General features: G+C 50.5%; 20 protein-coding genes. 14 read left to right on the forward strand and 6 right to left on the reverse strand.

Annotated elements, in window-relative coordinates:
- Positions 1-159 precede the first annotated feature (159 nt).
- Entirely contained in the window at positions 160-594 is a 435-nt protein-coding gene (locus tag EDM21_RS23700; protein ID WP_157338845.1) for a universal stress protein, read from the reverse strand.
- A 164-nt stretch (positions 595-758) separates the two neighbouring features.
- Here EDM21_RS23700 and EDM21_RS23705 point away from each other — a divergent pair, with 164 nt between their 5' ends.
- The 7 genes from EDM21_RS23705 (at position 759) to EDM21_RS23735 (ending at position 9,435) form a co-directional block, all read left to right on the forward strand.
- Positions 759-2,174: an LCP family protein gene (locus EDM21_RS23705; protein ID WP_157338846.1), complete on the forward strand. Its 1,416-nt coding sequence runs from the start codon at positions 759-761 to the stop codon at positions 2,172-2,174.
- Between the two features lie 181 nt (positions 2,175-2,355).
- On the forward strand, positions 2,356-2,775 hold the full coding sequence (locus EDM21_RS23710; protein WP_157338847.1) for a hypothetical protein: 420 nt from the start codon (positions 2,356-2,358) through the stop codon (positions 2,773-2,775).
- 48 nt (positions 2,776-2,823) lie between these two features.
- Positions 2,824-3,336 carry a type 1 glutamine amidotransferase domain-containing protein gene (locus EDM21_RS23715; protein ID WP_157338848.1) on the forward strand — a complete coding sequence of 171 codons (513 nt, stop codon included), beginning with the start codon at positions 2,824-2,826 and terminating at the stop codon, positions 3,334-3,336.
- Between the two features lie 94 nt (positions 3,337-3,430).
- A complete protein-coding gene (locus tag EDM21_RS23720) occupies positions 3,431-4,048 on the forward strand; it encodes a rhomboid family intramembrane serine protease (protein WP_157338849.1) in 618 nt (205 codons plus the stop codon).
- Positions 4,049-4,284: 236 nt separating this feature from the next.
- A complete protein-coding gene (locus EDM21_RS23725) occupies positions 4,285-5,376 on the forward strand; it encodes a M24 family metallopeptidase (RefSeq protein ID WP_157338850.1) in 1,092 nt (363 codons plus the stop codon).
- Between the two features lie 104 nt (positions 5,377-5,480).
- The gene (locus EDM21_RS23730) at positions 5,481-6,266 is read left to right on the forward strand and encodes a TspO/MBR family protein (RefSeq protein WP_157338851.1); all 786 of its coding nucleotides are present in this window, start codon (positions 5,481-5,483) and stop codon (positions 6,264-6,266) included.
- Positions 6,267-6,507: 241 nt separating this feature from the next.
- A complete protein-coding gene (locus tag EDM21_RS23735; protein WP_235918344.1) occupies positions 6,508-9,435 on the forward strand; it encodes a glycoside hydrolase family 10 protein in 2,928 nt (975 codons plus the stop codon).
- A gap of 152 nt (positions 9,436-9,587) precedes the next feature.
- Here the strand turns inward: EDM21_RS23735 and EDM21_RS23740 are convergent, their stop codons facing one another.
- On the reverse strand, positions 9,588-11,159 hold the full coding sequence (locus tag EDM21_RS23740; RefSeq protein WP_157338852.1) for an FAD-dependent oxidoreductase: 1,572 nt from the start codon (positions 11,157-11,159) through the stop codon (positions 9,588-9,590).
- Between the two features lie 562 nt (positions 11,160-11,721).
- On the opposite strand from EDM21_RS23740, the gene EDM21_RS23745 reads away from it, so the two are divergent.
- Positions 11,722-12,582: a MurR/RpiR family transcriptional regulator gene (locus EDM21_RS23745; RefSeq protein ID WP_157338853.1), complete on the forward strand. Its 861-nt coding sequence runs from the start codon at positions 11,722-11,724 to the stop codon at positions 12,580-12,582.
- A 251-nt stretch (positions 12,583-12,833) separates the two neighbouring features.
- The gene (locus EDM21_RS23750; protein WP_157338854.1) at positions 12,834-13,298 is read left to right on the forward strand and encodes a hypothetical protein; all 465 of its coding nucleotides are present in this window, start codon (positions 12,834-12,836) and stop codon (positions 13,296-13,298) included.
- Between the two features lie 111 nt (positions 13,299-13,409).
- On the opposite strand, the gene EDM21_RS23755 is transcribed toward EDM21_RS23750, so the two are convergent.
- Positions 13,410-15,005: a copper amine oxidase N-terminal domain-containing protein gene (locus EDM21_RS23755; RefSeq protein WP_157338855.1), complete on the reverse strand. Its 1,596-nt coding sequence runs from the start codon at positions 15,003-15,005 to the stop codon at positions 13,410-13,412.
- A 198-nt stretch (positions 15,006-15,203) separates the two neighbouring features.
- Between EDM21_RS23755 and EDM21_RS23760 the strand changes: the two genes are divergently transcribed.
- Both EDM21_RS23760 and EDM21_RS23765 read left to right on the forward strand, forming a co-directional pair.
- The gene (locus EDM21_RS23760) at positions 15,204-15,785 is read left to right on the forward strand and encodes an RNA polymerase sigma factor (protein WP_157338856.1); all 582 of its coding nucleotides are present in this window, start codon (positions 15,204-15,206) and stop codon (positions 15,783-15,785) included.
- Positions 15,778-16,821, forward strand: a complete 1,044-nt coding sequence (locus tag EDM21_RS23765; RefSeq protein ID WP_157338857.1) for an anti-sigma factor domain-containing protein — start codon at positions 15,778-15,780, stop codon at positions 16,819-16,821. Before EDM21_RS23760 ends, EDM21_RS23765 begins: the two co-directional genes overlap by 8 nt.
- 225 nt (positions 16,822-17,046) lie before the next feature.
- Here EDM21_RS23765 and EDM21_RS23770 read toward each other — a convergent pair whose 3' ends face one another.
- The 3 genes from EDM21_RS23770 to EDM21_RS23780 form a co-directional block, all read right to left on the reverse strand.
- Positions 17,047-18,018 (reverse strand): electron transfer flavoprotein subunit alpha/FixB family protein, encoded by a 972-nt coding sequence (locus EDM21_RS23770; protein WP_157338858.1) that lies wholly within the window; start codon positions 18,016-18,018, stop codon positions 17,047-17,049.
- A gap of 60 nt (positions 18,019-18,078) precedes the next feature.
- Positions 18,079-18,840, reverse strand: a complete 762-nt coding sequence (locus EDM21_RS23775) for an electron transfer flavoprotein subunit beta/FixA family protein (protein ID WP_157338859.1) — start codon at positions 18,838-18,840, stop codon at positions 18,079-18,081.
- 83 nt (positions 18,841-18,923) lie between these two features.
- Positions 18,924-19,508, reverse strand: a complete 585-nt coding sequence (locus EDM21_RS23780) for a TetR/AcrR family transcriptional regulator (protein ID WP_157338860.1) — start codon at positions 19,506-19,508, stop codon at positions 18,924-18,926.
- Between the two features lie 283 nt (positions 19,509-19,791).
- Between EDM21_RS23780 and EDM21_RS23785 the strand changes: the two genes are divergently transcribed.
- Genes EDM21_RS23785 through EDM21_RS23795 form a run of 3 tightly spaced genes read left to right on the forward strand, consistent with a single transcriptional unit; the run spans position 19,792 to position 25,617 of the window.
- On the forward strand, positions 19,792-21,960 hold the full coding sequence (locus EDM21_RS23785; RefSeq protein WP_338044043.1) for a (Fe-S)-binding protein: 2,169 nt from the start codon (positions 19,792-19,794) through the stop codon (positions 21,958-21,960).
- Between the two features lie 45 nt (positions 21,961-22,005).
- Positions 22,006-24,405 (forward strand): 3-hydroxyacyl-CoA dehydrogenase/enoyl-CoA hydratase family protein, encoded by a 2,400-nt coding sequence (locus EDM21_RS23790; RefSeq protein ID WP_157338862.1) that lies wholly within the window; start codon positions 22,006-22,008, stop codon positions 24,403-24,405.
- 27 nt (positions 24,406-24,432) lie between these two features.
- Positions 24,433-25,617 carry an acetyl-CoA C-acyltransferase gene (locus EDM21_RS23795; protein ID WP_157338863.1) on the forward strand — a complete coding sequence of 395 codons (1,185 nt, stop codon included), beginning with the start codon at positions 24,433-24,435 and terminating at the stop codon, positions 25,615-25,617.
- Positions 25,618-25,637: the final 20 nt, after the last annotated feature.

A 25,637-nucleotide genomic window follows, 5' to 3' on the forward strand; every position in this document is an offset into this window, starting at 1 on the left:
CCTGGCTTTGGAGAACCGGTGGCTCAAAACAGAAACTTACTGCATTTTTGAGTTTTTTATTTCTCCAAACAAGACAAACTCCTGAGTTCCATTCGGAACAAAGGAGTTTGTCTGCAATCTGAAAGCACCTCCTAAGAGGTGCTTCGAAGGTAAATCTCCTTATTTGATAACCAGAACGGGAATCTTGGCATGCTGCACCACATAATGGCTCACGCTGCCCAGCACCCATTCTCTGACTCCGTTCAAACCGCGGCTGCCGATAATAATCAGGTCTCTATTCGTGCGTTCCGCATGTTCGATGATCATCCGGCCGGGATTGCCGTTCAGAATATGTACATCCGCGGGCTGGGAGAGTGAGAGAAGACGCTGTCTGGCTTCCTCCGCGATCTCTTCGGCAGCTTCATAATATTCGCCCGACATAACAGCCGGAGTTGCGATCAGAGCTTCACCGACAACCAGGGAAGGCATGCTTGCCACATGTACGACGTCCAGCACGGCACCCGGATTGCTCTTTGCCAGTGCTGCGGCTTTTTCAAGCGCCTGTTTCGAAATCTTAGAACCGTCATATGCGCATAAAATATTCATGAATTGCATGATTCTCACCTCTTTGGCATAATAGAAAAGGGAATCTGTCGAATGTTTAACTATTTTGTAACTCTTTCCTCTCCTTACCTTATATATAATTATACCATCTGAATTTCCTGCTTATACATTTCTACCAACAGTTTAATTATACTCAAGAATTGAGGTCTTCTCCTATGTCTGATGTCACCAACCCGAATTCATCCCCAATTTCCGCTGGTATTGGTCCGAAGCGCAAGCTAAGAAAGAAACCCAAATGGCCCCTCTGGAAAAAAATAACCGTCACCAGCGGTATCCTGATCCTAATGTTTATTATCGGGATCGGTACCTATGTCGGTTTCCTATATTCGAAGACGGACTCTCTCATCAAGAAAGTCGGAACAACGGAAGTCGTTCCCGCTGCACAGTCAGCAAAAGTTAAGCCGCTCAGCATCCTGCTGATGGGTGTCGATTCCCGTGAAGAAACCGGTACACTGAACAGTGATGTCATTATGGCGGTTACACTCAACCCGGAGACGAAGTCTGCGACGGTCGTTTCTCTGCCGCGCGACGTGGAAATGAAGCTGAAAAAGAACGGCGAATCCCATAAAGCTAACTATTTTTACCCACATTTTACCCTGACTGAACCGGAAACAGCGATGAAAAAAACGAAAGAATTTTTCGGCGGTTTTTTCGAAGTGAAGTTTGATTATATGGCAACCATCGATTTTGACGGATTCAAGCAGATTGTTGATGAACTGGGCGGTTTGACCTTGAATGTGGATATGGATATGAGATACGTAGACAACTGGGACGGCACGGACATTAATTTGAAAAAAGGCGTGCAGACGCTGAACGGTAAGCAGACGCTGGACTTCATCCGTTATCGTAAATCAAACCGCAATACAGCGGAGTCCACGGATATTGCACGTAATGAACGACAGCAGCAAGTTCTGAATGAAATTGTAAAAGAACTGAAGAGTGTCGGCGGAGTTGCAAGCATCGGGGGGATTCTGGATGCGGTCGGCAACAATATGAAAACGGATATTCCATCCAGCCAGATTTATGACCTGATTACGAAATACATTACCATTGATACTCAGAACATCGAGTTTATCAGTCTCACCGGTGATTGGGTAAGTCCGTATATCGTGCTGGTTGACGAAGAGGTGGAGAAAGCAAAAGCGGCCCTCAACCTGCGTCTGGATCCGAGCTGGATACCTAGCATGAATCCAAGTCATACACCTAAGAATAGTTCCGGGATTGGCAGTCAGGAGGATGGACGCTCCGTGAAGCCTACACCGACTAAGACACCTAAGCAGAGTGTAAGACCGTCCGAATCTCCTGCACCGACAAGGACACCTTCCTTCAATCCGAGCATAAAGCCTTCTCCAACAATAAGCGTTAACAAGGAGACGCCTAACAACACTCAGAGGCCGACTGGGTCGCCTAAGCCTACCGCTAAGCCTGCTGATAAGCCGGATGCGGGTAAGCCTCCTGTTGAGACGACGCCAAAGCCGACAGAAGTGCCTAAGGAAACCGTCAAACCGGATGGAGGAGGGAAGAGCGCGTCTACCCCTAAACCTACACCGGCGCCAGACTCTTCGAATTAATTCCTGGATTCAAGTTTAGAACGCTGCTGATTTCATTAGCAGCGTTCTTTGTTGCGATTTTGTTGTGCCCGAAGGCGGTTTGGACAGGATGAAAAATATTTCCTATTGAGAACCTGTGTTATTTTTCGGAAGCGGGGGTAATATCAGCAGGAGAACGATTCTAGTATTGGAGGTGTTCGTAATGAGCAAACATATACAAGCTTATTTTCGTACAGAGAACGATGCAGAAGATGTTCGGATCCGGCTCCAAACCTATCAGGCTGAACAGATTGAGGTTGGAGAAACGGAAGGATTAGATCGTCAGACGGGTATTCTGGCTCCATTTGGATATGCAGGTACCTCTGGCAATATAGCTGTTCCCGGAACGCCAGTCGGAACTTCATCGGGGCCTGCCGGTTTCGCTGCTGTAAATAACGGCGAAGCAGAGCATGATCCCGACAAAATAGTCCGGGGCCAGGATAGTGGTTTGTTGGGCGGAGACGATGACAATGAGAACCTGCGTTATGTTTTGTCGGCCAAAGTGCCGGAGAACGATTATCAAGAAATCGTCGAGTTAATTCGCAACAACAACGGTTATGTGGAACAAATGGATGAAATCTAAGCGAAATAAGGAATATACATCAAGAATAACTAAAGGAGTGGAAGTATCATGAGTAAAAAAATCGCATTTCTGCTGGCATCGCAATTTGAAGATTCCGAAATGAAGGAACCTTATGATAAGTTAAAGGAAGAAGGCCATGAAGTCGTCATTGTCGGTCTTAAAAAGGGTGAATTGCTGACCGGAAAGAATCAAAAAGCAGAATATACGGCAGACCAGGGCATTGATGATGTGAAGCCCGATGAATTCGATGCCGTGGTTATTCCGGGAGGATCATCCCCTGAAGCGCTGCGCATGAATCCAGGAATTCAGAATTTCGTCAAGAAATTCGATGAAGCGGGTAAAACGATCGCGGCCATTTGTCACGGTCCGCAGATTCTAATGAGCGCGGATCTATTAAAGGGCCGCACTCTTACCAGTTATCCTCCGCTTCAGGACGATGTTCAGAATGCGGGAGGAAAGTTCGTCGATGAAGAAGTTGTGGTCGACAAGAATCTGATTACGTCCCGTACTCCCAAAGATGAGCCCGCTTTTATTGCCGAAATCAAACGTGCTCTTCAATAAAGCTGAGAACGCCCGCAGGCCAAAGGCTTGCGGGCGTTCTTGTATTTCCATTATGATTAGGGTATCCCACTATTGAAGGAGATTATTGACTCCCATGCTGTTTGTCCGAAATGAAAGCTTCAAGGAATACATAAGAAGATACCCGGTAACGAGTCTGATTGCGCTTGTGCATGTGGTTTTGTTTATCTTAATGGAAATCAAAGGGTCTTCCGTGAATACGAAGACACTGCTTGATTTCGGGGCTTTATATTCGGTGCCTGGTTATTTGCCGCCGGAGTGGTGGCGTTTCTTCACGGCGATGTTCCTTCATATCGGGTTGTCTCATCTTTTGTTCAATACCTTCGCGCTGATCATTTTTGCTCCACCTTTGGAGAGAATGCTCGGAAGCGCCCGCTATGCCGCTTTTTACATCATTAGCGGAGCGCTGGGAAGCGCCATCTCCTTTATGCTTCATACGGATAAGTATGTGGCAGCAGGAGCTTCTGGGGCCATTTACGGCCTGTATGCGGCCTACTTGTACCTGTCTATTTTCCGCAGACAGTTCCTGGATCAGGGAACGAGACAGACGATTGTTATCATTCTCGTAAGCGGTCTGCTGTTCTCACTCATCGTGCCTAACGTTGATTTGTATACCCATCTGGGCGGTTTCGCGGTCGGCTTTGTGCTGTTCGCACTGATTGTTGAGATATTGAAGCGCAAAGACAGAAGGTAAGTGATAGAAGACCATGACTCCCATCCGGAAAAGAATAGGGAGCATGGTCTTCTGCATTCATTCACATAATACCCGTCACAGGCAGCATAGACAGAGGCCTCAGTATCTTTACTCTTCGTTCCCGAAGGTTTCGGGAGTTTAGAGTCCGGTTTGGGAGCGGGAAGCCGGCCGTGTTATGATAAGAGGATCGGTACACGAAAATTAACAGTTATAAAACGAATGAAAAGGGGATTGAAATGAACGAGAGATTACAGCAATTAACGGGATATATGGAACAAAATTCACTGGATGCAGTTATCGTTACGCTGCCTAGACATGTGTATTATTTGACGGGATTTGCGTCGGATCCGCATGAACGCTTCCTCGGACTGGTCTTGGTCAACGGTCAAGATCCGTTTCTGCTCGTACCTGCTCTGGATGAAGAAGCGGCTGTCCAGGCTTCCTCCGTCAAACGGGTTTATACTCATCAAGATACGGATTCCGCGTATGAAATTCTTCAAGGTTTGCTGCCTGCGGGACTTAATGCGGTTGGGATCGAATCCGAGCACTGGACACTCAGCCGTTATGAACAGCTGCGCGGTTTCGTGCAGGCCGGCCGTTTTACTGCCGTGGATGAACAGCTTCGCAATATGCGGGTGATTAAGACACCGGAAGAGGTCGTCCTTATGCGCCGGGCAGCAGAGGTTGTCGAGGAAGTACTGCGGCGGGGCCTGGAGAAAGTAAAGATCGGCACAGCGGAGATCGATATTGTCGCCGAACTGGAATATCAAATGAAGAAATTAGGTGCACAAGGCCCGTCTTTCTCAACGATGGTATTGACTGGAGCGGCCTCAGCTCTGCCGCATGGTGTACCATGTTCACGTACCATTAGCCGGGGGGACTTGCTGCTCTTTGATCTTGGAGTCTACCTGAACGGGTACGCTTCGGACATCACCCGGACGTTCATTGTCGGAGAAGCTTCTGAAGAGCAGCGGCGGATTTACGAAACGGTTCTTGCAGGCAACCGTGCCGGGATCGAAGCGGTCCGTCCGGGTGCCACATTCGCATCTGTGGATGCGGCTGCCCGCAGCACGATCGAAGAGGCGGGTTACGGTGTTTATTTTAACCACAGGCTCGGTCATGGACTCGGGCTAGATGTTCACGAATATCCTTCCGTGCATGGCCGCAATGAAGAGGTTCTTAGAGCGGGTATGACTTTTACAATTGAGCCGGGAGTTTATGTACAGGGAACAGGCGGCGTAAGGATCGAAGATGAGGTGCTGGTTACCGCTTCGGGTGTAGATGTGCTAACTTCATTCCCCAAAGATCTTACGATAATAAGCGGGTAGCGCGATTTAATTATCACCCGGCCAGGCTTCTTCATCCGGATTAATTCTTTCCTCATACGGTTAAACATAAAATAGAAACGAATGAGATGGGAGGAGAGACCGGGATGGAGAAGACAAGAAAAGTACTCAATATTATCGCACTTCTGGCAGTGCTTGTCGTAAACACGCTGGCGCAGACACTTCCGATCAATGGGGTGACCCCCGGGGATGTATCGGATCGTTATCCTACTTTAGTCACACCGGCCGGATATGTGTTCTCGATATGGTCTTTGATTTATATCGGGTTAGCCGGATTTATCGTGTATCAAGCACGCCGCGATACAGGCTCGAGACCGCCGGTAGAACGGATTAGCTACTGGTTTATACTCAGCTGCATTCTGAATATAACGTGGATCTTCGTCTGGCACCACTTTCTTATCGGCTGGAGTGTCGTAGTCATGCTCGCCCTTCTGGTTACCTTGATTTCGTTGTACCACCGGATCCGGTACGGAAGAGAATCAAGAGCTATCGGAGAGTATTGGCTCGTGCAGGTTCCGTTCAGCCTGTATTTGGCTTGGATCTGCGTGGCGACTATTGTGAATGTTACTGTGTTTCTCAAAAATTCTGGTTGGGACGGCTGGGGAATTTCATCAGAAACCTGGGCTGTTATCCTGCTTATCTTCGCAACCGGGCTTGCTTTAACGTTTAGTTTTATACGGAAAGATGTTCCTTTTGTACTCGTGTTCATTTGGGCGTTTATCGGAATTGGTATCGAACATGGGAATGTCCCTCTGGTGCGCAACACAGCATGGATATTAGCTGGAATCCTCGGGGTGTATGCGGTATTCTTGCTATTCAAAGCTTTGCGGGACCGGAAGCGGTGGGATCAGTCCTATGTTCATTCCCAATAGCATCGTTATTCACCAGAAAAAGCTTCCTTCGGGAGGCTTTTTTTGGTGTGAATTAGAAGATGGTTACGCGATTAAACGGCTGGAAGAAGGAATTAATCGGATTGGGAATCTGCGGGGACAATAAGTGGGAAGGTTAAACGGGTAAACCAATACTCAGTTGCCATACCCCCGGTCGAACCTTGCAAAAATGGTGTGCTGAATGCTGCTTAATTCTGAGCAAGGAAGAAGGAGGAAGATGAGGTTGAAGTATGGCGAATTACAGCGATACCGCCGGGTCAGGCGCTTTGCACATTCGTTATTAACGGTTCTGGTGATGCTGTCCGTATGGAATATATGTTCGAGAGCTTATGGCGCATCTAACGATGAGAGTGGCGCCGACGGACTCCTATTGCAGAGCCGGGCATATCCCGGATTTGATGTGCCGCCGGACAGCCCGAAAGCAGGCCGCTCATATAAGGACATGTTACCGCCTCGCCCCGAATCGAAGCGGCCGCCGGTTCCGGGTAAACATGAGGCCGCGACGGTGAATGAATCCGTATACGGGCCTCATGTGAAACTGCCTGATGGAACCTTCCTGCCCGTAGCGGGTGTGGATCAAACGCGTGAGCAGAACAAGCTTTCCGTCTTTACAAACACTTATGGCACTTATACGACCTCTTTTGACACGAATACAATAGAACTGATCCTGACCGGTGGCATCGTAGCCGATAAAGTCTCGGTTGGGACCAAAGGCACCTATATTCCAAGGAACGGTTACGTTTTATCCGGAAGCGGGAATGTTAAAGGGCTGCTCCAAGCACTGAATATCGGGGATAGCGTGCAGACGGTCCATATGCAGATTCCCGTGCTTCCCGAGAAATACGTGCGTATCGGTGATCTGGTTCTTCCGATTGACAAAGTGAACGGAACCAGATACGAAGGAGAAGCGGTCCTGTATCATTCTTCCTACGGGACAAAGACACGCACGAATGCCTGGGGGTTGGAGGCAACTATTCTGAACGGGATGATTGTAAGTGTCAGAGACATGCGAATGGATGGCAGCGGACAGTTCGCAGACAATAACTCTCCAATCCCTCCGGAGGGCTATGTCTTATCTGTCCAGTCGCTTAATCCCTGCTACCAAGAGCTGCTCAAACGTGCAGTGCCGGGTACAGCCGTTATAATCGAGCTTGAGAACGATTACTTGTATCAGGCATCGACAATCGGCTTTGATGCATTTAATCCGCGCAAGCGTGAAGATAATCCGGCTGGTTGGGATGATGGCAATCGTAAGCCTCTCCCGGGAATGAGGGGAGCTGAACAATTCATAGTTTATGACAGCGGCTATGGCTCTTCAAGCGGGACCAATCCTTGGGGAAGCGAAGTTGTCGTAAATGCAGCCGGTAAAATTATCGGCATCGGGGGCAACAACCGGTCCATTCCTGCCGGCGGTTATGTTCTTTCGGGACACGGCTCCTATAGAACATGGCTTACCCGTTATGCGGCTATAGGAGCGAGGGTTGTGGTTAATCGGGCAGAGAAGCAGGTAATGATTTTGTGGACGCCTCAGTCTTTGCTGGACAAAGCGCAAATTACGGCAGCGAAGGCGGAACTGGCACTGGAGGAATCCAAACGCCTGTTTCTGGATGTGCCGTATGATAAGTTGCGCAAACAAATTGATACCGTGAAGAAACTCCGTGAGGAAGCGGGCAGGCATTTATCGGAGAAAGGAATCGTAGGTCTGGCTCAAATCTTGAAAGATCTGGACCGGACAGCGACCAGCGTGCGCTCCATGAACGTTGAATCAAGGTCTGTGGAAAACCGGGGCATATGGCTTCGGCCCAAGGAGAACTCCATAGAAGAGGTGCGGCAGGCTATGGATAAAATTGAAGGGGCTCATATCAATCAAGTATTCGTGGAGACATTCTGGAACGGATATACCATCTTCCCGACGAAAAATAAAATTACTATGCATAATCCCGTGTACAACGGGTTCGATGTTCTGGCAGCTTATTTGGCTGAAGGCAAAAAAAGAGGAATCGAAATTCATGCATGGGTGGAAAATTTCTTCGCAGGAGGTCCGGAGCCGGGTCCCGTTATTAAGAACAAACCGGAATGGTCCCTATTAAGCCGCAAAGGTTTGACTTATCAGGAGGATGTGTCCAGCGGCTTCCGCTATTATTATATCAATCCCGCGTTGAACGAAGTGCATGATTTTCTCATAAACGTGTATCAAGAGATCCTATCGAGCTATGATGTCGATGGTCTGCATCTTGACTATGCGCGTTATCCGGGTTCAGGAGATTATACGAACGATTTTGGATATGATCTTTATACCCGGGGGCTTTTTAAGAAGCGGTACGGGGCAGATCCGCTAACCTTGAAGCCCGGCGATAAGCTGTGGGAGGAATGGGTGACCATGAGAGTCGGATTTGTAAATAAATTCGTACTACGCCTTACCGATGAGGTGAAGAAAATAAAGCCGGGTGTAAAAGTGACTGCTGCTGTCTGGCCAGAGTATGAACTCGCCCGTGAGGATGTGCTTCAAGATTCGATGAACTGGGTCGCGAATAACCGTATTGACAACGTGTATCCGATGTCCTATAAGCTGGATACTTCTCTTGTCCTGGAGGATGCCCGTCGAACGTTTGAATTAGTTAAGAATAAAGCTTATGTCACCATCGGTGTAGGCTCTTTCATCCATTTGACAAAGGAAGCCTTTGTAGATCAGATCGTTTCGAGCCATGTGCTTGGTATTAGCGGAAGTGCGATTTTCGAATACGAGTCGTTTATTGAAGGGGGCTATGATAAAGAAACGGCAGTTGGTGTCTACCGCCAGCAAGCGATTGTGCCAGACGCCAGTCCAGCTCATTCCTTAGTCCGGATTCTGCAGGATCAGAAGTCTAAAATCAACCGCATCTATGTGCCGCTTGGCGGGATGAACCACACTGCGGAGAAGTGGTATTCCAAACAATTGGATGAAGTGGTGCAAAAGCTGGGCGGTGACAAGAAGCCAAAGCTGAATCCGGGGCGGATTAAAGAGATAAAGAAAAGTCTGCTTCGCGTGATAGATACCATTCAACAAAACAGGGGAATGCATGAGGAAGTGAAAGCACGTGCGCTGTATGATCTTAGAGGTGCTCTGCAAATCGTGGAAGTGACCATAAGCAAAATGGGGCAAAAGATGTAAGCCACACTTTGCTGACCGTACGGATTCGTGCAAGCTAGTTCACGGGTAGTAGAGCGGCAAACATCCCAACCCTGCATATCCAACGGGTTGGGATGTTTGCTTACTCTGCCTGAATGAAAGTGCCGGGAGGTCAGGCTTTGTTATTGCGTGTCCTAGAGAGCGGTAATGACCGGCCAGGATAATTCCACACCGTTCCATGACAAAATGTTTTGCAGATCCGTGAGCTTCGCCTGATCCGCTCGAACTTGCCGCGGCTGCACGCCTTGCTGGACGCAATAGCCTGCCAGATAGCCCGCGGCCTCTCCAATGTTCCACTCTACAGGGTGGAGGCGGTAACAGCCGTTCGTAATGTGAGTGGTGCCGATGTTCTTGCAAGCCGGGAGCAGATTATTAATCCGTACCGGAATCAAACTGCCCAGAGGAATCTGGAAAGGCAGCGACGATACGTCCAGATAGGTGCGCCCGGTCATACTCGGATGCAAGTCGATCCGGTAACTGCCGATTCCTACCGAGTCGGGGAACACTTCCGCGCCTTGATCACCGCGAATCGCGGCACTGACATGCTGCTCGGCAACCGTAAATTCAGCCTTGATCCGGCGGGATTCACGAATATAAGGAGCCATTGCCATGCCGTCCTCTGTTCCGGTCACATCCGGACGAAGGCGAAGTCCCGGATATCCGGCTTTGCCATCGGGGCGCGGAGCTTCCGTCTGCAGCCAGTACAGCAGCGAGTAACTCAACTGTTTAGCCTGTTCTAAGTTCTTCTTGGCTTCCTTCTCCGGAACATCGTAAATATTGCCGAGCCAGTAATCATTCTGCGGCCAGTTAACAATCGAAATATCACTCGGGTATGTACCCGGCTTGAAATTCGACTTATCAATGACCCTGCGGTAATTAAAAAGAGGATATTTATCCGTTCCCGGCAGGAGGGTATCTTCCATCGGCTCAAGAGTCACAGGATTAGGGGAAACCCAGCTGAGCAGCTTGTCCGGCCAGAAATCCGGCTTGTAATCGCGCCAGAACGAATAGTCCTTCGGCCGCTTAATGACATGATTCTCTCCTTCAAAATAGTCCATCGCAAAACAAACCGTAAATGCCTGGATATCTTTGGGGTCTGCAACATCAGGGGCGCTGGGTTCACCGGTCATGGCTTTGGATTCGGCGCCGGTTACGTACTCCGCTTTGGTAAGCGGCAGCATGTCCCCGCATTCCGTTGCATCCAGGAAATAGGAGGCATGAATCGTGTGTTTGTGCCCCTGATCCAGATGTTTGATTGTGACCGCCCGGACCTGATCTCCGTCCATTTCAGCGCCGGTGATCCGGTGCCGAGTCAGGATAATCAGCTTCCCGCTGTTTACATAAGGTGCGAGCATGGCGGTCAGAACGGCCAGATAAGCACGCGGTTCGGCACAGAGCCGGCTGACTCCGCCGTTGCCCGGATTAAGATTGACTACGGAGCGGGCTTCAGCCGTCAGTGGAAAAGTAGTGCGGTAATAATCCCGGACTCCATTGCGGAACTGCCTGAAGCTTCGGGTACATCCGAATTGTTCGATCCATTTGTGCTCGTCCGGCGGTACGGCTTGGCTTGTCAGCTGACCCCCGATCCATTCGGTTTCTTCCGTCATAATTACGTTCATTCCCATTTTGGCGGCGGACAGGGCGGCAGCACATCCCCCCACTCCTCCGCCGATAATTGCTACATCTGCTTGAAATTCTTTATTCATAGTGTGTTCTCTCCTCTTTTTCTATTTTCCTGATATTGGAATACAATCTATTTTAGCAAACATGTGTTCGTATATTAATATGTCTAAAGTCTCATTTCTTAGTTTTGGATGCCCGCACAGACATCGGAATTATGGAATATTTCTTCGATAAAATGATCTAAAATGTTATATTCGTTCCTTATTTCTGCTTGCATTCTACAAAAATCTCCGTAATTCTACATTCTTTTTAAAAGAATCGTGTCGAATATTTCCCATTTGGATATATGGATTGCATACATAGATTTCCATTATTTAGACAGGTCGAAAGATCGCTATACACAGTATTACAGCATGTTTCTAGTAAGATTCTAGACAGTTCGAGAGAGTAATTTTACTATTTTGTTCCTTATTCATCATCTTATAACTGGAAAAAATGTTGGCGCAGCTAGTAAAATATTGAAAAATATGGCGTTATGGACTAGGCAAATCGACATGTTTCAAGTACTATTCAAAGAAGAGACTAGAAAAGATAAACGTGAACTGATTGCCTGACCGCGCAGAATGACGAAAAGGAGTACCATCTATGAGCAAAATCGCCGATTTGAACAACTCGCTGTTGCTGCTCAACAGTATCTATTCCTCCCTTACCAAATCTGAGCAAAAAGTGGCCGATACCGTACTGAAAGACCCGGAGGCAACGGTATTCTATACGATCACGGACTTGGCGGAAAAGGCTGAAGTCGGAGAAACTTCTGTAATCCGGTTGTGCCGTAAACTAGGTTACAAGGGATATCAAGAGTTTAAACTTTCTCTCGTCCAAGTCTTGGCAACGCCAAGTGAACAGGTACACGGCAAGATTGAGGAGACGGATGATCTTGACCAGATCATGAAAAAGATGACCTCCCAGAATTCCCAAGCTGTTCAGAACGCAACATCTCTATTGAATGTGCAGGAACTTCAGAAAGCCATTGATGCTATCTTATCCGCCCGCAAAATTTTATTTTTTGGAGTCGGATCGTCCGGAATTACGGCGCAGGATGCCAAGTACCGATTCATGCGTCTTGGCTTTAATGTAGATGCCGGCTCGGACGGGCATATTATTGCGATGACAGCATCTCTGGCTGAGAAGGGTGACGTGGTCGTCGCGGTATCTTCAACAGGCAGTACCAAAGATCTCGTTGACGCTATCCGGCTGGCCAAAGCGAAAGGGGCATTTATCATCTGTCTGACCAATCATGCCCGTTCTCCGATTGCTAACCAGAGTGATGTTGTTCTTCTTGCAACAGCCAAAGAAACACCGCTTCAGGGAGGCGCTTTCTCATCCAAGCTGGCCCAAATCCATTTGCTCGATATTTTATCCACGGCCGTAGCAATCCAGATGAAGGATCAGACTTACCGGGCGCTGGAATATACGGCAAAATCAGTCTTGGATAAATTGTACTGAAAGATCCGTACTAGCTAGACTCATCATGCGCGCAGCCGGGGCCGGGAGGCCCCGGCTTTTTGCTTTTTAATAACAGGAAGTCTGGTGTACAAACCATTCTCATTCTATTCATCCATTCACTCATGTATGAACCCTCCTATACAGAGCTTGAACCTGCAAAAGGGTGAAAGGACTCTCCATCAGTCATGATCCATTTGCTGTATCCGTATAGTTAAGAAGTGACTCCACTTTCGAATTGCGGGAGGTAGGATGTGATCGCGAAACGTAAAGAGAGCCTGGCTCAAGAGAGAATGTTGTCCTCGGCACGGTTTATGGCCTCCTGGGTAGTTTGGGGTGCAAGCTTCCTTTCATTAGCTGCGGGCATGCTGGCACATGCCTTATGGCTGGCGGCTTTAGGCGAGACAGAGCCGCTTGGATACGTAAGTAAGTCTGAATGGTTCTTTTTTCTGCTGTATACTTTGGCGTATTTAGCATTCTGCCTCTATTTTCTGCGATATCGGTCAGGGAGCCTCAAGTGGGAAAAGTTTCGGGTTCTGCCGGTTATGCTGCTTCTCGTGCTATACGTGTTTTATTGCGGTGCCGGGTGGATGAGCGCAAAGGAATTCGACTATCCGGGTGCAGGCAAATCGTTCCTGATGGAATGCAGAGCAGCAGCTTTAGGTTGTTCAGCAGCAGCAGGCGTTTATGCCGTGTGGAAATGGCTGCGGGTTCTATGAACGGACGCTCGCAGGATCGGTTGTTGGGATGATAACGACAAAAAGGACCGCTGCATGAGCGGTCCTTTTTGGTGTTCTATTCTTGTACAGGCCGGGAGTCATCAATCCAGATTAATGCTGCGTATGTGCAGCTTCTTTCTTGGTTAACTGGATTGTTCTCGCTGTATTTTCCCATTTCACATCCCATCCGAACAACTCGGCAATGAAACGGACAGGTACTTGCGTGCGCCCTCCTTCAAGGAAAACAGGAGTGCCGATTTCCATTTTCTTACCGTTTAGTTCCATATAATTTTTACCCACCCAGAAGGTTGCCATATCTTTGCCCGCTTTAACCCAAGCGGTTTGAGTTGCCGCATCCCAAGTGACTTCAGCACCGATGCCTTCGGCAAGGTAGCGGAGGGGAATGAAACTCCACTCTTGTTTGATGAAAGGAGCTACGTCCATCATGACAGCTTTTTGATCCAACATAAGAGTTTGGCTGCCGATCTGGAATTTCACAACAGGAGTCATCGAGCCTTGATCTCCTCCATGGAACTTATCGGGGAACTGTGCAACAATTCCCGATGCAAGCATGGCGCCCGTTGGAATCATGTGTGCATAAGCTTCGCGTGCATTCTTGTGGGCGTTGTCATAATCTTTAGCTGCATAGCTGTCAAAAGCTGCAAGCAGGTGGCGGATATGAGTTTTGAGGCCCTCAGCAATGACATCTTTCTTGAAATACTCTGGATTCGCATCCTCAAAAAACTTGGCTTGCTTCATCCGGTAAGCTTCCAAATCGGAAAGTGCCTTCTGGCGCGCAGTTTCGTCCTTGGCCGCTGTTGCTTTCACATAATCAACGAAGTAACCGATGTGGGACGACCAGATGGTCTTGAAGGCTTGACCTGCTTCATCTCCATAGACAGAGCTTACCGCTCGGGTCAGTTCATCCGTGTTCGCATTCAGACTTCCGGCTGCTTGGTTAAAGTCTGCAGCGCCATCAATTCCTTTCTGCATCGCGATAACGGCCAGTGTCGCATGTTCGCCTAGAACTCTTTCCAGCAGGGAACGTACATCTGAAGCAGGGTTCTTGACACTTGCCGGCGCGAATTTGTCCGGGAACTGTGCGGCAATAGCTCCTGCAATGGTGTCGCCTGTCTCGAACATATGAACGTAAGCGGTATGAATTTGTTCGTAGGCTTTGTCGTAATCTTTGGCTGCATAGCTGTCAAAAGCAACGAGCAGATGGTTGATGTGAATTTTGAGTGAAGAGGCTACCGCTTCTTTAGGAAGGTTAGGATTGGCGGAAGCAAAGAACTCGGCCTGTTTCATCCGGTAAACTTCCAAATCGGCAAGCGCCTTCTGACGTGCGGCTTCGTCTTTGGCGCCGGTCGCTTTTACATAATCGACGAAAAAACCGATGTGTGAAGCCCAGATAGGCTTAAATGCTGTACCGGCTTCCTTGCCGTATACCGAAGCGATGGCCGCTGTAATTTCGTCGGTATTCGCATTCAAAGCAGCTGCAGACTGGTTGAAGTCGGCTTTGCCGTCGATCCCCTTTTGCATCGTGAAGGCGGCTAACAGGGCGTGATCGCCGAACATTTGGCCCAGACTGGAGCGGAGATCTGCGCCGGCTCCTCCCGGGGATGGCGTGTGCGCAAATGCTGCTGAAGGAAGCAGCAGGACTAGCGCGAGCAGAGTAGCTATCCATTTGGTACGAAATGATTTCATGTGAAGACACGTCCTTTCGAATGGTGGGCTGCCGTTTGCGTTGCGTTTCAAACGGTTCTATTCAGTGAAACGCAGTAGGAGGTCATTTGGATCACTCTTTTATATAACTTTCTAAAAAACTTTTTTTTCAACAAATCCAAGCGATCCCCTGTTACGAAAGTTATAATGAAGGGAATCTAGATAGGAAGGGGTCCCTTGATGAACGAAAAGCTGGATGATACGCAGCTTATTCGCTCGATTATGGACAAAGATGCAGCATCTCTCGAACAACTTTATGACCGTTACGAACGGCCCATATATGCATTCGCTTACCGTATTGTTAAAGACACCATGATGGCGGAAGAAGTGGTTCAGGAGCTGTTTATGCGCATTTGGAATCATGCAGAGCGATATGAGGATACACACGGTAAATTAACGACTTGGATGTTCGCGATTACGAGGAATATAGCCATCGATATCCTGCGCAAAAAACATACCCGTACAGCCAGTCAGTTGGCGGAGCCGGATCAGATTCTTCAGATGGCTGACACAGGCAGAGGCACAGAGGAGCAGGCGGAGCTTCATCTGATGGGGTTAGAAATTGCAGCTGCCATGGAGCATTTGAACGCAGATCAGAAGCAGGTCATTGATCTTATTTATTTTGAGGGATACACCCAGCAGGAAGTATCCGATAATCAGAGTATTCCGCTCGGAACCGTCAAAAGTAGGGTGAGGCTGGCGATGAAACAGCTCAAAGAAAGGTTATCCGGCCATAGAAGGAGGGAGAATGCGCATGAATAATCAACAGACTCCGCAAACCTGCGAATGGGTGGAACTTTACGTGCTGGGGGGACTAGCCGATTCGGAAAGAAAGCTATTCGAACAGCATCTGAGCACATGCTTGCATTGTCAGGCCGAGGTGGCTGAACTGCAAAGTGTCTTAGAACATCTCCCCTTGGCGGCAGAACCGGTTGCAGTTCCTGCGGGAATGAAGCAGCGTGTATTAGGTCAAGTGCTGGGAACGGGTAAGGCGGTTTCGGAGGAAAGCGCTGGTGATCAGACGGAGAAAATTAACAAGCAAGATACAAATAAGCAAGATACAAATAAGGATGTTAAAAGGGTTGCTCAGGCAGCGAAGGAATGGGTACCCTTGGCACGATCTGAAGGACCAACAGGCTTCGAATCCGGAGAGAACCAGCGTTCAGCGGACAAGGCGCAGAATCAAAATAATGGAGATACGGCGCGGGGTATTGCCGGGAACGGCAACATCAGAACGCTGGATGAAGCGGGTGTTACAAGAGGTATACGGAAACGAGGTTCTTTGATTCGAAAAGCAGTGATAACAGGTGTATCTGCTGCTGCAGTACTGCTCGGACTGATGAATATCCAGCTCCGTAATGATATAGATTCATTGAAGGAACTTAATGTTCAGCTTCAACAGAATGTAAATTCGCTTCAAGGCAGCCTGGAAGCGAATGTTCTTCCTGCCAGAGCATTGAAGCCAGATCAAATTGTTAAGCTTGATCCCGCAGCAGAAGGAATTGTTGCGCAAGGTCTGGCCACAATCGTCATAGACAATAAAGGAACACATTTGGTTGTCCAAGCGGAGAAATTGCCTGAGCTCAAGAACAGTGAGGCGTTCCAGGTCTGGCTCATTAAAGGCGAAGAGAAAGTAAACGCGGGCACGTTCCTGACTCGTGACGGGAAAGGCGCTCTTTATTACACATTCGAGCCTCGTGACTACGACACGGTTGCGATTACTCTTGAGCCTGACGCGTCAGGCAACCAGCCCCGCGGAACGATCGTACTGGCGTCACCGATTAAATCGAACGGGTAGAGCAAGAGTAAGGCGCAAGAGCAGGTGCGAGTGCAAGAGCAAGTGCAAGTGCGAGAGCGAGAGCAAGTGCAAGTACGAGAGCAAGTACAAGTACAAGAGCAAGGCGGCATGTGGGGATTTGCCTGTTTCCGGCAAGCCGTCACCAGCCGCAAGCTGCCGCAGCAAGAACAAAGCCCCAATTACGCTCGGGAGAACCGTCAGCGAAATTGGGGCTTTGCGTCGTGCCTACAGCGCCTTACGGAATTCTTCCGTCAGCAGCGGCACGACTTCGAACAGGTCGCCTACAATGCCGTAGTCGGCGACCTTGAAGATAGGCGCCTCCGGGTCCTTGTTGATCGCGATGATCACCCGCGATCCGCTCATCCCGGCCAGATGCTGGATGGCGCCGCTGATTCCGCATGCGATGTAAATCTCGGGCGTGACCACCTTGCCGGTCTGCCCGATCTGCAGCGCATAGTCGCAGTACCCGGCGTCACATGCTCCGCGGGACGCCCCGACCGCTCCGCCGAGGACGCCGGCCAGTTCCTCGAGCGGCTTGAAGCCGCCGGGGCTCTTGACGCCGCGGCCGCCGGAGATCACGACCTTGGCTTCGGCAAGGTCGATCTTGCCCGAGGTCTTCCGGACGACCTCGAGGATAACGGTACGAAGAGACGGAGCTTCGTACGCGATGTTCACCACCTCGCCGGAACGGTCCTCCTGTGCCTCTTGCACGGCTATATTGCTCGGTCTGACCGTAACGACCCACGGAAACGATGTGAATGCTTTCTTTTCAATAGCTTTGCCCGCATAAATCGGTCTGGTGAAGACCGCACGGCCGTCTTTTTGCTCGACACCCGTTATATCCGATATTTGACCTGCGCCTAGTATGGCTGCGGTTCTCGGTGCCAAATCTTTGCCTATAGCCGTGTGGCCGAACAAGAGTGCATCAGGCAGGGCGGCCCCAATAACGGATTGGAGAGCCTTCGAATAAGCCTCGGGGTTATAGTTAGCCAGACCGGCGTGGTCAACGACATAGACTTTGTCCGCTCCATGAGAAATCAGCTCACCGGCCAAAGAAGATAAGCCGGAACCGATAAGAACAGCGGCAACATGATCTCCATCTTCAGCAGCCGTTTTAGCGGCCGCGATTGTTTCGAAGGATACTTGGCGGAGCAAGCCGCCTTTGCTTTCAGCAACAACCAGATAAGAATGGGACATGACAGGATGCCTCCTCGATCTATAAGATAGATACGTATAGCAGATCCCTGCGCTTGCGGTTTAGATGACTTTGGCTTCGGAGCGCAGGAGCTGAACCAGTTCGCGCGCAGCGGCAGCCGGCTCTCCCTTAATCGTTTTGCCGGCTTGCCTGGCAGGGGGGAGGAAGAGATCTACGCGCTCGGTACGTCCTTCGACAGGAGTCAGGCCGATATCATCAAGCGTAAGCTGGCGGAATGGTTTTTTCTTAGCTTTCATGATACCCTGCAGCGAAGGATAGCGGGGCTCGTTCAAGCCCTGCTGGGCGGTGAACAGCGCGGGCAGTGTAACTTCGGCCACTTCAAGATCCCCCTCCGCATCCCGGTGGACTGTGGCTTGCCCGTCTTTAAGCTCCAGTTTGGTGATGGAACTGACATGAGGGATTTCGAGAAGTGCGGCCAGGCGTATGGCGACTTGACCGGAACCGTTATCGACTGAGAAATTCCCGCCCAGATACAAATCAAAAGATTCCCGGGATGCAAAAGCATGGAGGACCTGTGCAACCGCATATTCATCGGCCCCGATCCGCTCATCAGAGATGAGTACCGCTTCGTCCGCGCCCATGGCAAGCGCGCTTCGGAGTGCTTCGGCGCTCCGCTCCGGTCCGATCGAGACGACCGTTACTTTGCCGCCCTGCCCGTCACGGATCTGGATGGCCTGCTCGACCGCATACTCATCATAAGGATTGATGACGAACTTGACGTCATCTTCCGAAATCCGGCCCTCTTCGAGAATGATTTTCTCCTCCGTATCAAACGTTTGTTTCAAGAGCACACATACATTCATTGTCATTGTCCCCTTTCGGATAATCAGATGAACGGAAAGAATGAAGCAGAGGATCGTAATGAAATACTTCAGCTGTGATCGGATCAGGCCCGGATTCCTTGCAGAAAGAAATTAACCGTGCCTTCAACCTGTGCAGAGAGGGAGTACTTGCGGCCGGAAATTAACCAGGAAGTCACAACCTCATCCATAGCGCCAAAAATGAGCAGACGCGTTAATTTAACATCGAGGTCGGCCCGGAACACTTTCTCTTCCACACCTCTAATGAGCAATTGCTCAATTAATGTAATATATGGCTTTACAGCTTTTCCAATCTCCCGGCGCAGTTCCAAAGAACTTTGGCGCAGCTCGATTTGGGTAACAAAAGCGAGGTCCACATTGTTCTCGAGCTCCGTGTAATGAATTTCGCAGACCTTGCGCAATGCTTCTTTGGCGCTTGTAGTTTCTTCAATGTTCGCGTGAAATTTCGCTACCAGCTCGCCAAGCTTCTCCTGAAGAAGGGAAATCAGAATATCCTCCTTCCGCTTGAAATACAAATAGATGGTGCCGTCCGCCACTCCTGCGGCTTTGGCAATCTTAGAAACCTGTGAACGGTGATACCCGTGCTCGGCAAAGACTTTCAGCGCTGCTTCGATAATTAAATCGTATTTTTCTTTTTTTTTGCTTGTCATGGAATCACCCCGGTGCTAATATATGAATAAATCGTGAATGAATACTCATTCATTTTTATACAGCCATCATAAAATAGATCCAGGGCAATGTCAATGAAAGAAATAGGCGGTATTCCTGCTCATGTCAACATGGTTATTGTAAATATTGCTCCCTGACAAAGCATGATTCATTCTGCGGCAACATATAAGATGAACGATGCTTTTATTTGTACAACTCATGTAAGCGCTTTATATGGTGGAAAAGAAAATCATTGTTAATCACCTTAGAGAGGGGTTGTTTCCGGTGCCGGGAGCGATTGTACAGTTGATTCTGTTTATAGGTGTAACAGGTCTGGGAATATATCTGTTCGCCAAAGCGGTATATCACCGGTATTCCTACGTTAAACTCGGTCAGCCCGTTAATCTGGGAGGACAACTGAAAAAGCGGATCGGGCCCTTTCTTATCGAGGTGTTCGGACAGACCAAACTGCTCAAAGACACGAAAAGCGGCATCATGCACCTCGTTATTTTTTACGGATTCATTATTCTGCAGTTCGGTGCCATAGACATTATTGTAAAAGGATTAAGCGGCCATCCGCTCCCGATTCCGGGTTACGAAGCTTTCGGCTTACTTCAGGAAATTACCGTTGCTGCGATTCTGCTGGCCATGGGATATGCGGCTTATCGCCGGTACGGCGAGAAGATCAAGCGCTTAAAGAAAGGCTGGAAACCCAGCCTGGTCGTATTTTTTATCTGCGGCCTGATGTTGTCCGTCCTGTTTACGTTGGGGTTTGACCGGATCCGGGAAGGATTGGAGGCTTCAGCCTTGGCTCCTGTTTCATCGCTGATTGCTTCTGCTTTCGGGTGGCTCTCTCCCGGGTCGGCGGTTGTTCTGTACGGGATTTGCTGGTGGCTGCACCTGGTTATTCTGCTTTCCTTCCTGGTATACGTACCGCAATCCAAGCATTTTCATCTGATCACGGCTCCGCTGAATATCATGCTCAAACGGCAGGAGCCCGCAGGCAGATTACGCAGGCTGGATCTGGAAGATGAAGAGGCGGAATCGCTGGGGCTGAGCAAGATTGAAGATTTGACGCAGAAGCAAATGCTTGATTTGTATGCTTGTGTCGAGTGCGGGCGCTGTACGAATGCGTGCCCTGCTTCAAGCACTGGGAAGATGCTGTCTCCGATGCATCTCATTGTAAAACTGCGCGATCATTTGACGGAAAAGGGGGCGGCGGTTACCGGCAAATCTCCCTGGGTTCCCGCTTTTGTGTTTGGCGAAGGCAGTGCTCATGCCATGAAGGCCTCAGAGCATCAACCGGGCGCCTGGAGCGGCTCGGGGACGACCGACATCGGCCCTACTATGAACGCACAGAAGCAGTCTTGGGTACAGACCGATAAAAAGCCGGAAGACATGGAGCTGGTCGGGGATGTAATGACCGAAGAGGAAATCTGGTCCTGCACGACGTGCCGCAACTGTGAAGATCAGTGTCCGGTAGCCAATGAGCATGTGGATAAAATCATCGATCTGCGCCGTCAGCTGGTCCTGATGCAGGGAAGTATGCCTCATGACGGACAAAGGGCGATGCAGAATATCGAGAGGCAGGGAAATCCGTGGGGCATCAGCCGCAATGACCGAGTGAAATGGGTTCAGGAGATGGATCAGCAAGGACAGCAATGTGTCCCTACGGTACAAGAGAACCCGGATTTTGAAGTTCTGCTTTTTGTCGGTTCGATGGGTTCTTATGACAACCGCAGCCGTAAAATTATGCGTTCGCTCGTTCGTCTCATGAATCAGGCGCAGGTGAATTTTGCGATCCTCGGCAATGAAGAGAAGAATTCAGGGGATACCCCGCGCCGCCTGGGCAACGAATTTCTTTTCCAGCAGCTGTGCGAGGAAAATATTAAAATTTTCCGGAAATACGGGGTGAGGCAAATTGTGACCGCATGTCCGCATACGTACAACACACTGAAGAATGAATACCCGGAGTTCGGGTTCGAAGCACAAGTGCTGCATCATTCCGAGCTGCTGGATCAATTAGTCCGTGAACGAAAGCTGATACCGAGCCATGAGGTTAAAGAGAGGATCACGTACCACGATTCGTGCTACCTCGGCCGTTACAATAACGTCTATAATCAGCCCCGTAATGTATTAAAGGCAATCCCGGGCGTTGAGCTTGTTGAAATGGAGCGCAGCCGGGAGAACGGGATGTGCTGCGGTGCAGGCGGCGGCATGATGTGGATGGAAGAAACAGCCGGCAAGAGGGTCAATCTCGCGCGGACCGAGCAGGCGCTAGAAGTGAAGCCGGCAGTGATTTCGTCTGCCTGTCCGTACTGCCTGACGATGATAGAAGACGGTACCAAGATGAAGGAAGTCGAAGAAACGGTCAAGGCGAGGGATATCGCTGAATTACTTGAAGAATCCGTATTCGGCGCAAGCGCGCAAGTCCCGGGATCAGCCGTCAGCTAGCAGACTATTGCAGCAGAGCCATCAGAAGATCAGGAGGTATAGGACATGGTGAAACCGATTGAGAAAGCGGCCGTGATCGGCTCCGGTGTTATGGGCGCGGCGATTGCGGCGCATTTGGCGGGCGCAGGCATTTCTTGTCTGCTGCTGGATATCGTACCTGAGCATTTAACGGAAAATGAGAAGAAAGCAGGTCTGACGCTGGAACATCCGCAATTCCGTAACCGCCTGGCGTCTTCAGCCATTGAGCGGCTTACGAAGACGAATCCGCCACCCCTGTACAGTGAAGCATTTGCTTCCCGGATAACACCGGGGAATCTTGATGATGATCTGGGTAAATTGGCAGATTCGGATTGGATTATTGAGGTCGTCGTAGAGCGTCTGGATGTTAAGAAAAGCCTGTTTGCCCGAATTGAGAAGGTATGGAAAGCTGGAACGATTGTAACGTCCAATACTTCGGGCATTTCCATTCGTGCGATGGTGGAAGAGCGCGGAGCTGATTTTAAACGGCACTTTCTCGGCACGCATTTCTTTAATCCCCCGCGTTACATGAAACTGCTGGAGGTCATCCCGGGTGAGACGACCGATCCGGCTATCGTGTCTTACATGACTGAATTTTGTGAGAAACGGCTCGGCAAGGGGGTTGTAAGAGCCAAAGATACACCGAACTTTATTGCGAACTGCATTGGAACATACGGGCTGCTTGTAACACTGCGTGAAATGCTAGAGAAGGGCTTTACGGTGGAGGAGATCGATGCGGTAACGGGCCCGGCTTTGGGAAGACCGAAGAGTGCAACGCTGCGTACGCTGGATTTGGTCGGACTGGACACTTTTGTCCACGTGGCCCGGAATGTTTACGATCTGGTAGACGGCGAAGCGGAGAAGAACGTTTTTGAAGTTCCTGAAGTGCTGAAAAGTATGGTGAACCAAGGATGGACCGGAGAAAAGAGCGGGCAGGGCTTTTACAAGAAAGTCCGAACGCAGAAGGGAAAGGAAATTCAGGCTCTGAACCTGCAGTCGCTGGAATACGCGCCTGCGCGCAAAATAACTTCGGCCTCACTTGAAGCGGCTAAGAGCGCCAAAGGAGCGGCGGCCAAGATCAAGGCGCTGCTGTCGGCGCAGGATAAATATTCCGAACTCGCCTGGAATGTCCTCAAGCCAGTCCTGCTGTATTCGGCTGATAAACTGGGAGAGATTGCGGATTCCATTGTCGAGATCGACCGTGCCATGAAATGGGGCTTTAACTGGGATCTCGGACCTTTTGAATTATGGGATGCCATCGGCCTGCAGCGATCGGCAGAGCGGATGGAGAAGGAAGGGGATACAGTTGCTGACTGGGTTAAGGAGTGGATCGCGTCCGGTCATACTCATTTCTATGAGCAGCGGGAAGAAGCGACTTTTTATTACCTGAAGAATGCTTATACCGAGCTGAAGACGCGTCCCGAGCATATCTCGCTCCAGACGCTTAAGCGGCAGAACAAGGTTGTGCTGGGCAACAGCGGCGCCAGCCTGATTGATATCGGAGACGGAGTGGCTTGTCTGGAGTTTCATTCCCCGAACAATGCGATCGGTGCGGATATTCTGACGATGATTCAGAAGAGTACGGACGAGGTGCGCCGTAATTTCCGAGGACTGGTGATCGCCAATGAAGGGAAGCATTTCTGCGTGGGAGCTAACGTAATGCTGCTCCTGATGGAAGCCCAGGATGGGGAGTGGGACGAAGTCGACGGGATCATCCGCTTATTCCAGAACAGCATGATGACTCTCAAAAGACTGGAGAAGCCGGTCGTAGCGGCACCTCACAGCATGACGCTTGGCGGCGGTGTGGAAGCTTGCCTGCCGGCAGACCGGGTTATCTTCTCGCCGGAAACCTATTACGGGCTCGTTGAGGTTGGCGTGGGCCTTATTCCGGCGGGGGGCGGATGCAAAGAAATGGCGCTGCGCACAAGCCGGATAGCGGCGGGGAATCCGGATATTGATCTGCAGCCAATCATAAATCAATATTTCGAGACAATCGGAATGGCCAAAGTATCGACTAGCGGCTTTGATACGAAACGGATCGGCTATATGGGGCCGCACGATTCTGTCGTTCTGAGCGGCGATCACCGCATTTATGCGGCCAAGCAAGCCGTGCTTGCCATGGATCGTGAAGGCTATGTGCTCCCGGAGGAAGAGCGGATCCGCGTCGTTGGCGACACGGGCAAGGCGGTGCTCCAGGTCGCTTCTTATTCGATGCAGCTCGGCGGATATATCAGTGAGCATGACCGTTTGATTGCAGGTAAGCTTGCACACGTGCTGGCGGGCGGAGATGTTCCGGCGGGCACCCTGGTATCGGAGCAGTATATGCTTGACCTGGAGCGGGAAGCGTTCCTGAGTTTGTGCGGAGAGCCGAAGACCCAGCAGCGGATGCAGCACATGCTGACCCATGGCAAACCGCTGCGCAACTAAAACGGGACGAAGCGAGGGGAGAACACAATGAAAGAAGCAGTCATTGTATCGATCGTGCGTACGCCGGCGGGAAAAGCGAAGAAGGGCAGCTTGTCACAGACGAGGGCGGAAGATCTCGGACGCATTGTCCTCGAAGAAGCGGTGCGCCGGGCACCGGGGCTCCTCAAAGAAGATGTGGAGGACATAATTATCGGCTGCGCCATGCCGGAGGGCGAACAGGGGCTGAATTTTGCCCGGACGATGGCGCTGTATGCCGGATTTTCCCATACAGTCCCGGCTGTTACGGTCAACCGGTTCTGCTCCTCCGGCCTGCAGGCTATTGCTTATGCCGCAGACCGGATCATGCTGGGGCACGCGGAAGTTATCATCGCCGGCGGGGTAGAAAGCATGAGTCATGTGCCGATGACCGGCTTCAAACTGTCGCCTCACCCCAAACTGGCGACCCAGATGCCCGAAGTCTATATGGGCATGGGTCATACGGCCGAGAATGTCGCCCGGCAGTTCGGCATCACCCGCGAGGATCAAGACCACTTCGCGGCCGAGAGTCACCGCAAAGCGGCGGCTGCTATTGCTGCCGGGAAGTTCAAGGAAGAAATCGTGCCTGTCGCAACCCGGCTCGTGGGCGTAGATGCCGGCAGCAACAGGTGGGAGAAGCCGATCGTGCTGGATACGGACGAAGGCGTCCGCCCGGACACCACCCTTGAAGTGCTCGGCAGGCTGCGTCCCGCCTTCACGCAGGGCGGCAGCGTCACAGCGGGCAACGCTTCGCAGGTAAGCGACGGCGCAGCGGCGGCCGTTGTGATGAGCCGCGAACGGGCAGAGGAGCTGGGCCTCAAGCCGCTGGCTGCGCTACGCTCCTTCGCACTGGCAGGCGTGGCGCCCGAGATCATGGGCGTCGGGCCGGTCGAAGCGATTCCGAAGGCGCTTAAGCTGGCCGGAATCACGCAGGATCAGGTTGATCTGTACGAGATCAACGAAGCGTTCGCGTCCCAGTGCGTGCACATCATCCGGGAGCTGAACCTCGAAGAAGAGAAGGTGAACGTGAACGGGGGCGCCATTGCGCTGGGTCATCCGCTCGGCTGCACGGGCACGAAGCTGACAGCGAGCCTTGTGCATGAACTTAGGCGCAGGGGCGGAGGGATCGGCGTCGTGTCCATGTGTATCGGGGGCGGTATGGGAGCCGCAGGAGTCTTTGAAGTATTCGGTCCTTAATGCATGCTTCCCGGCGATTT

The sequence above is a fragment of the Paenibacillus lutrae genome, assembly GCF_009757775.1.
Lineage (GTDB): Bacteria > Bacillota > Bacilli > Paenibacillales > NBRC-103111 > Paenibacillus_F > Paenibacillus_F lutrae.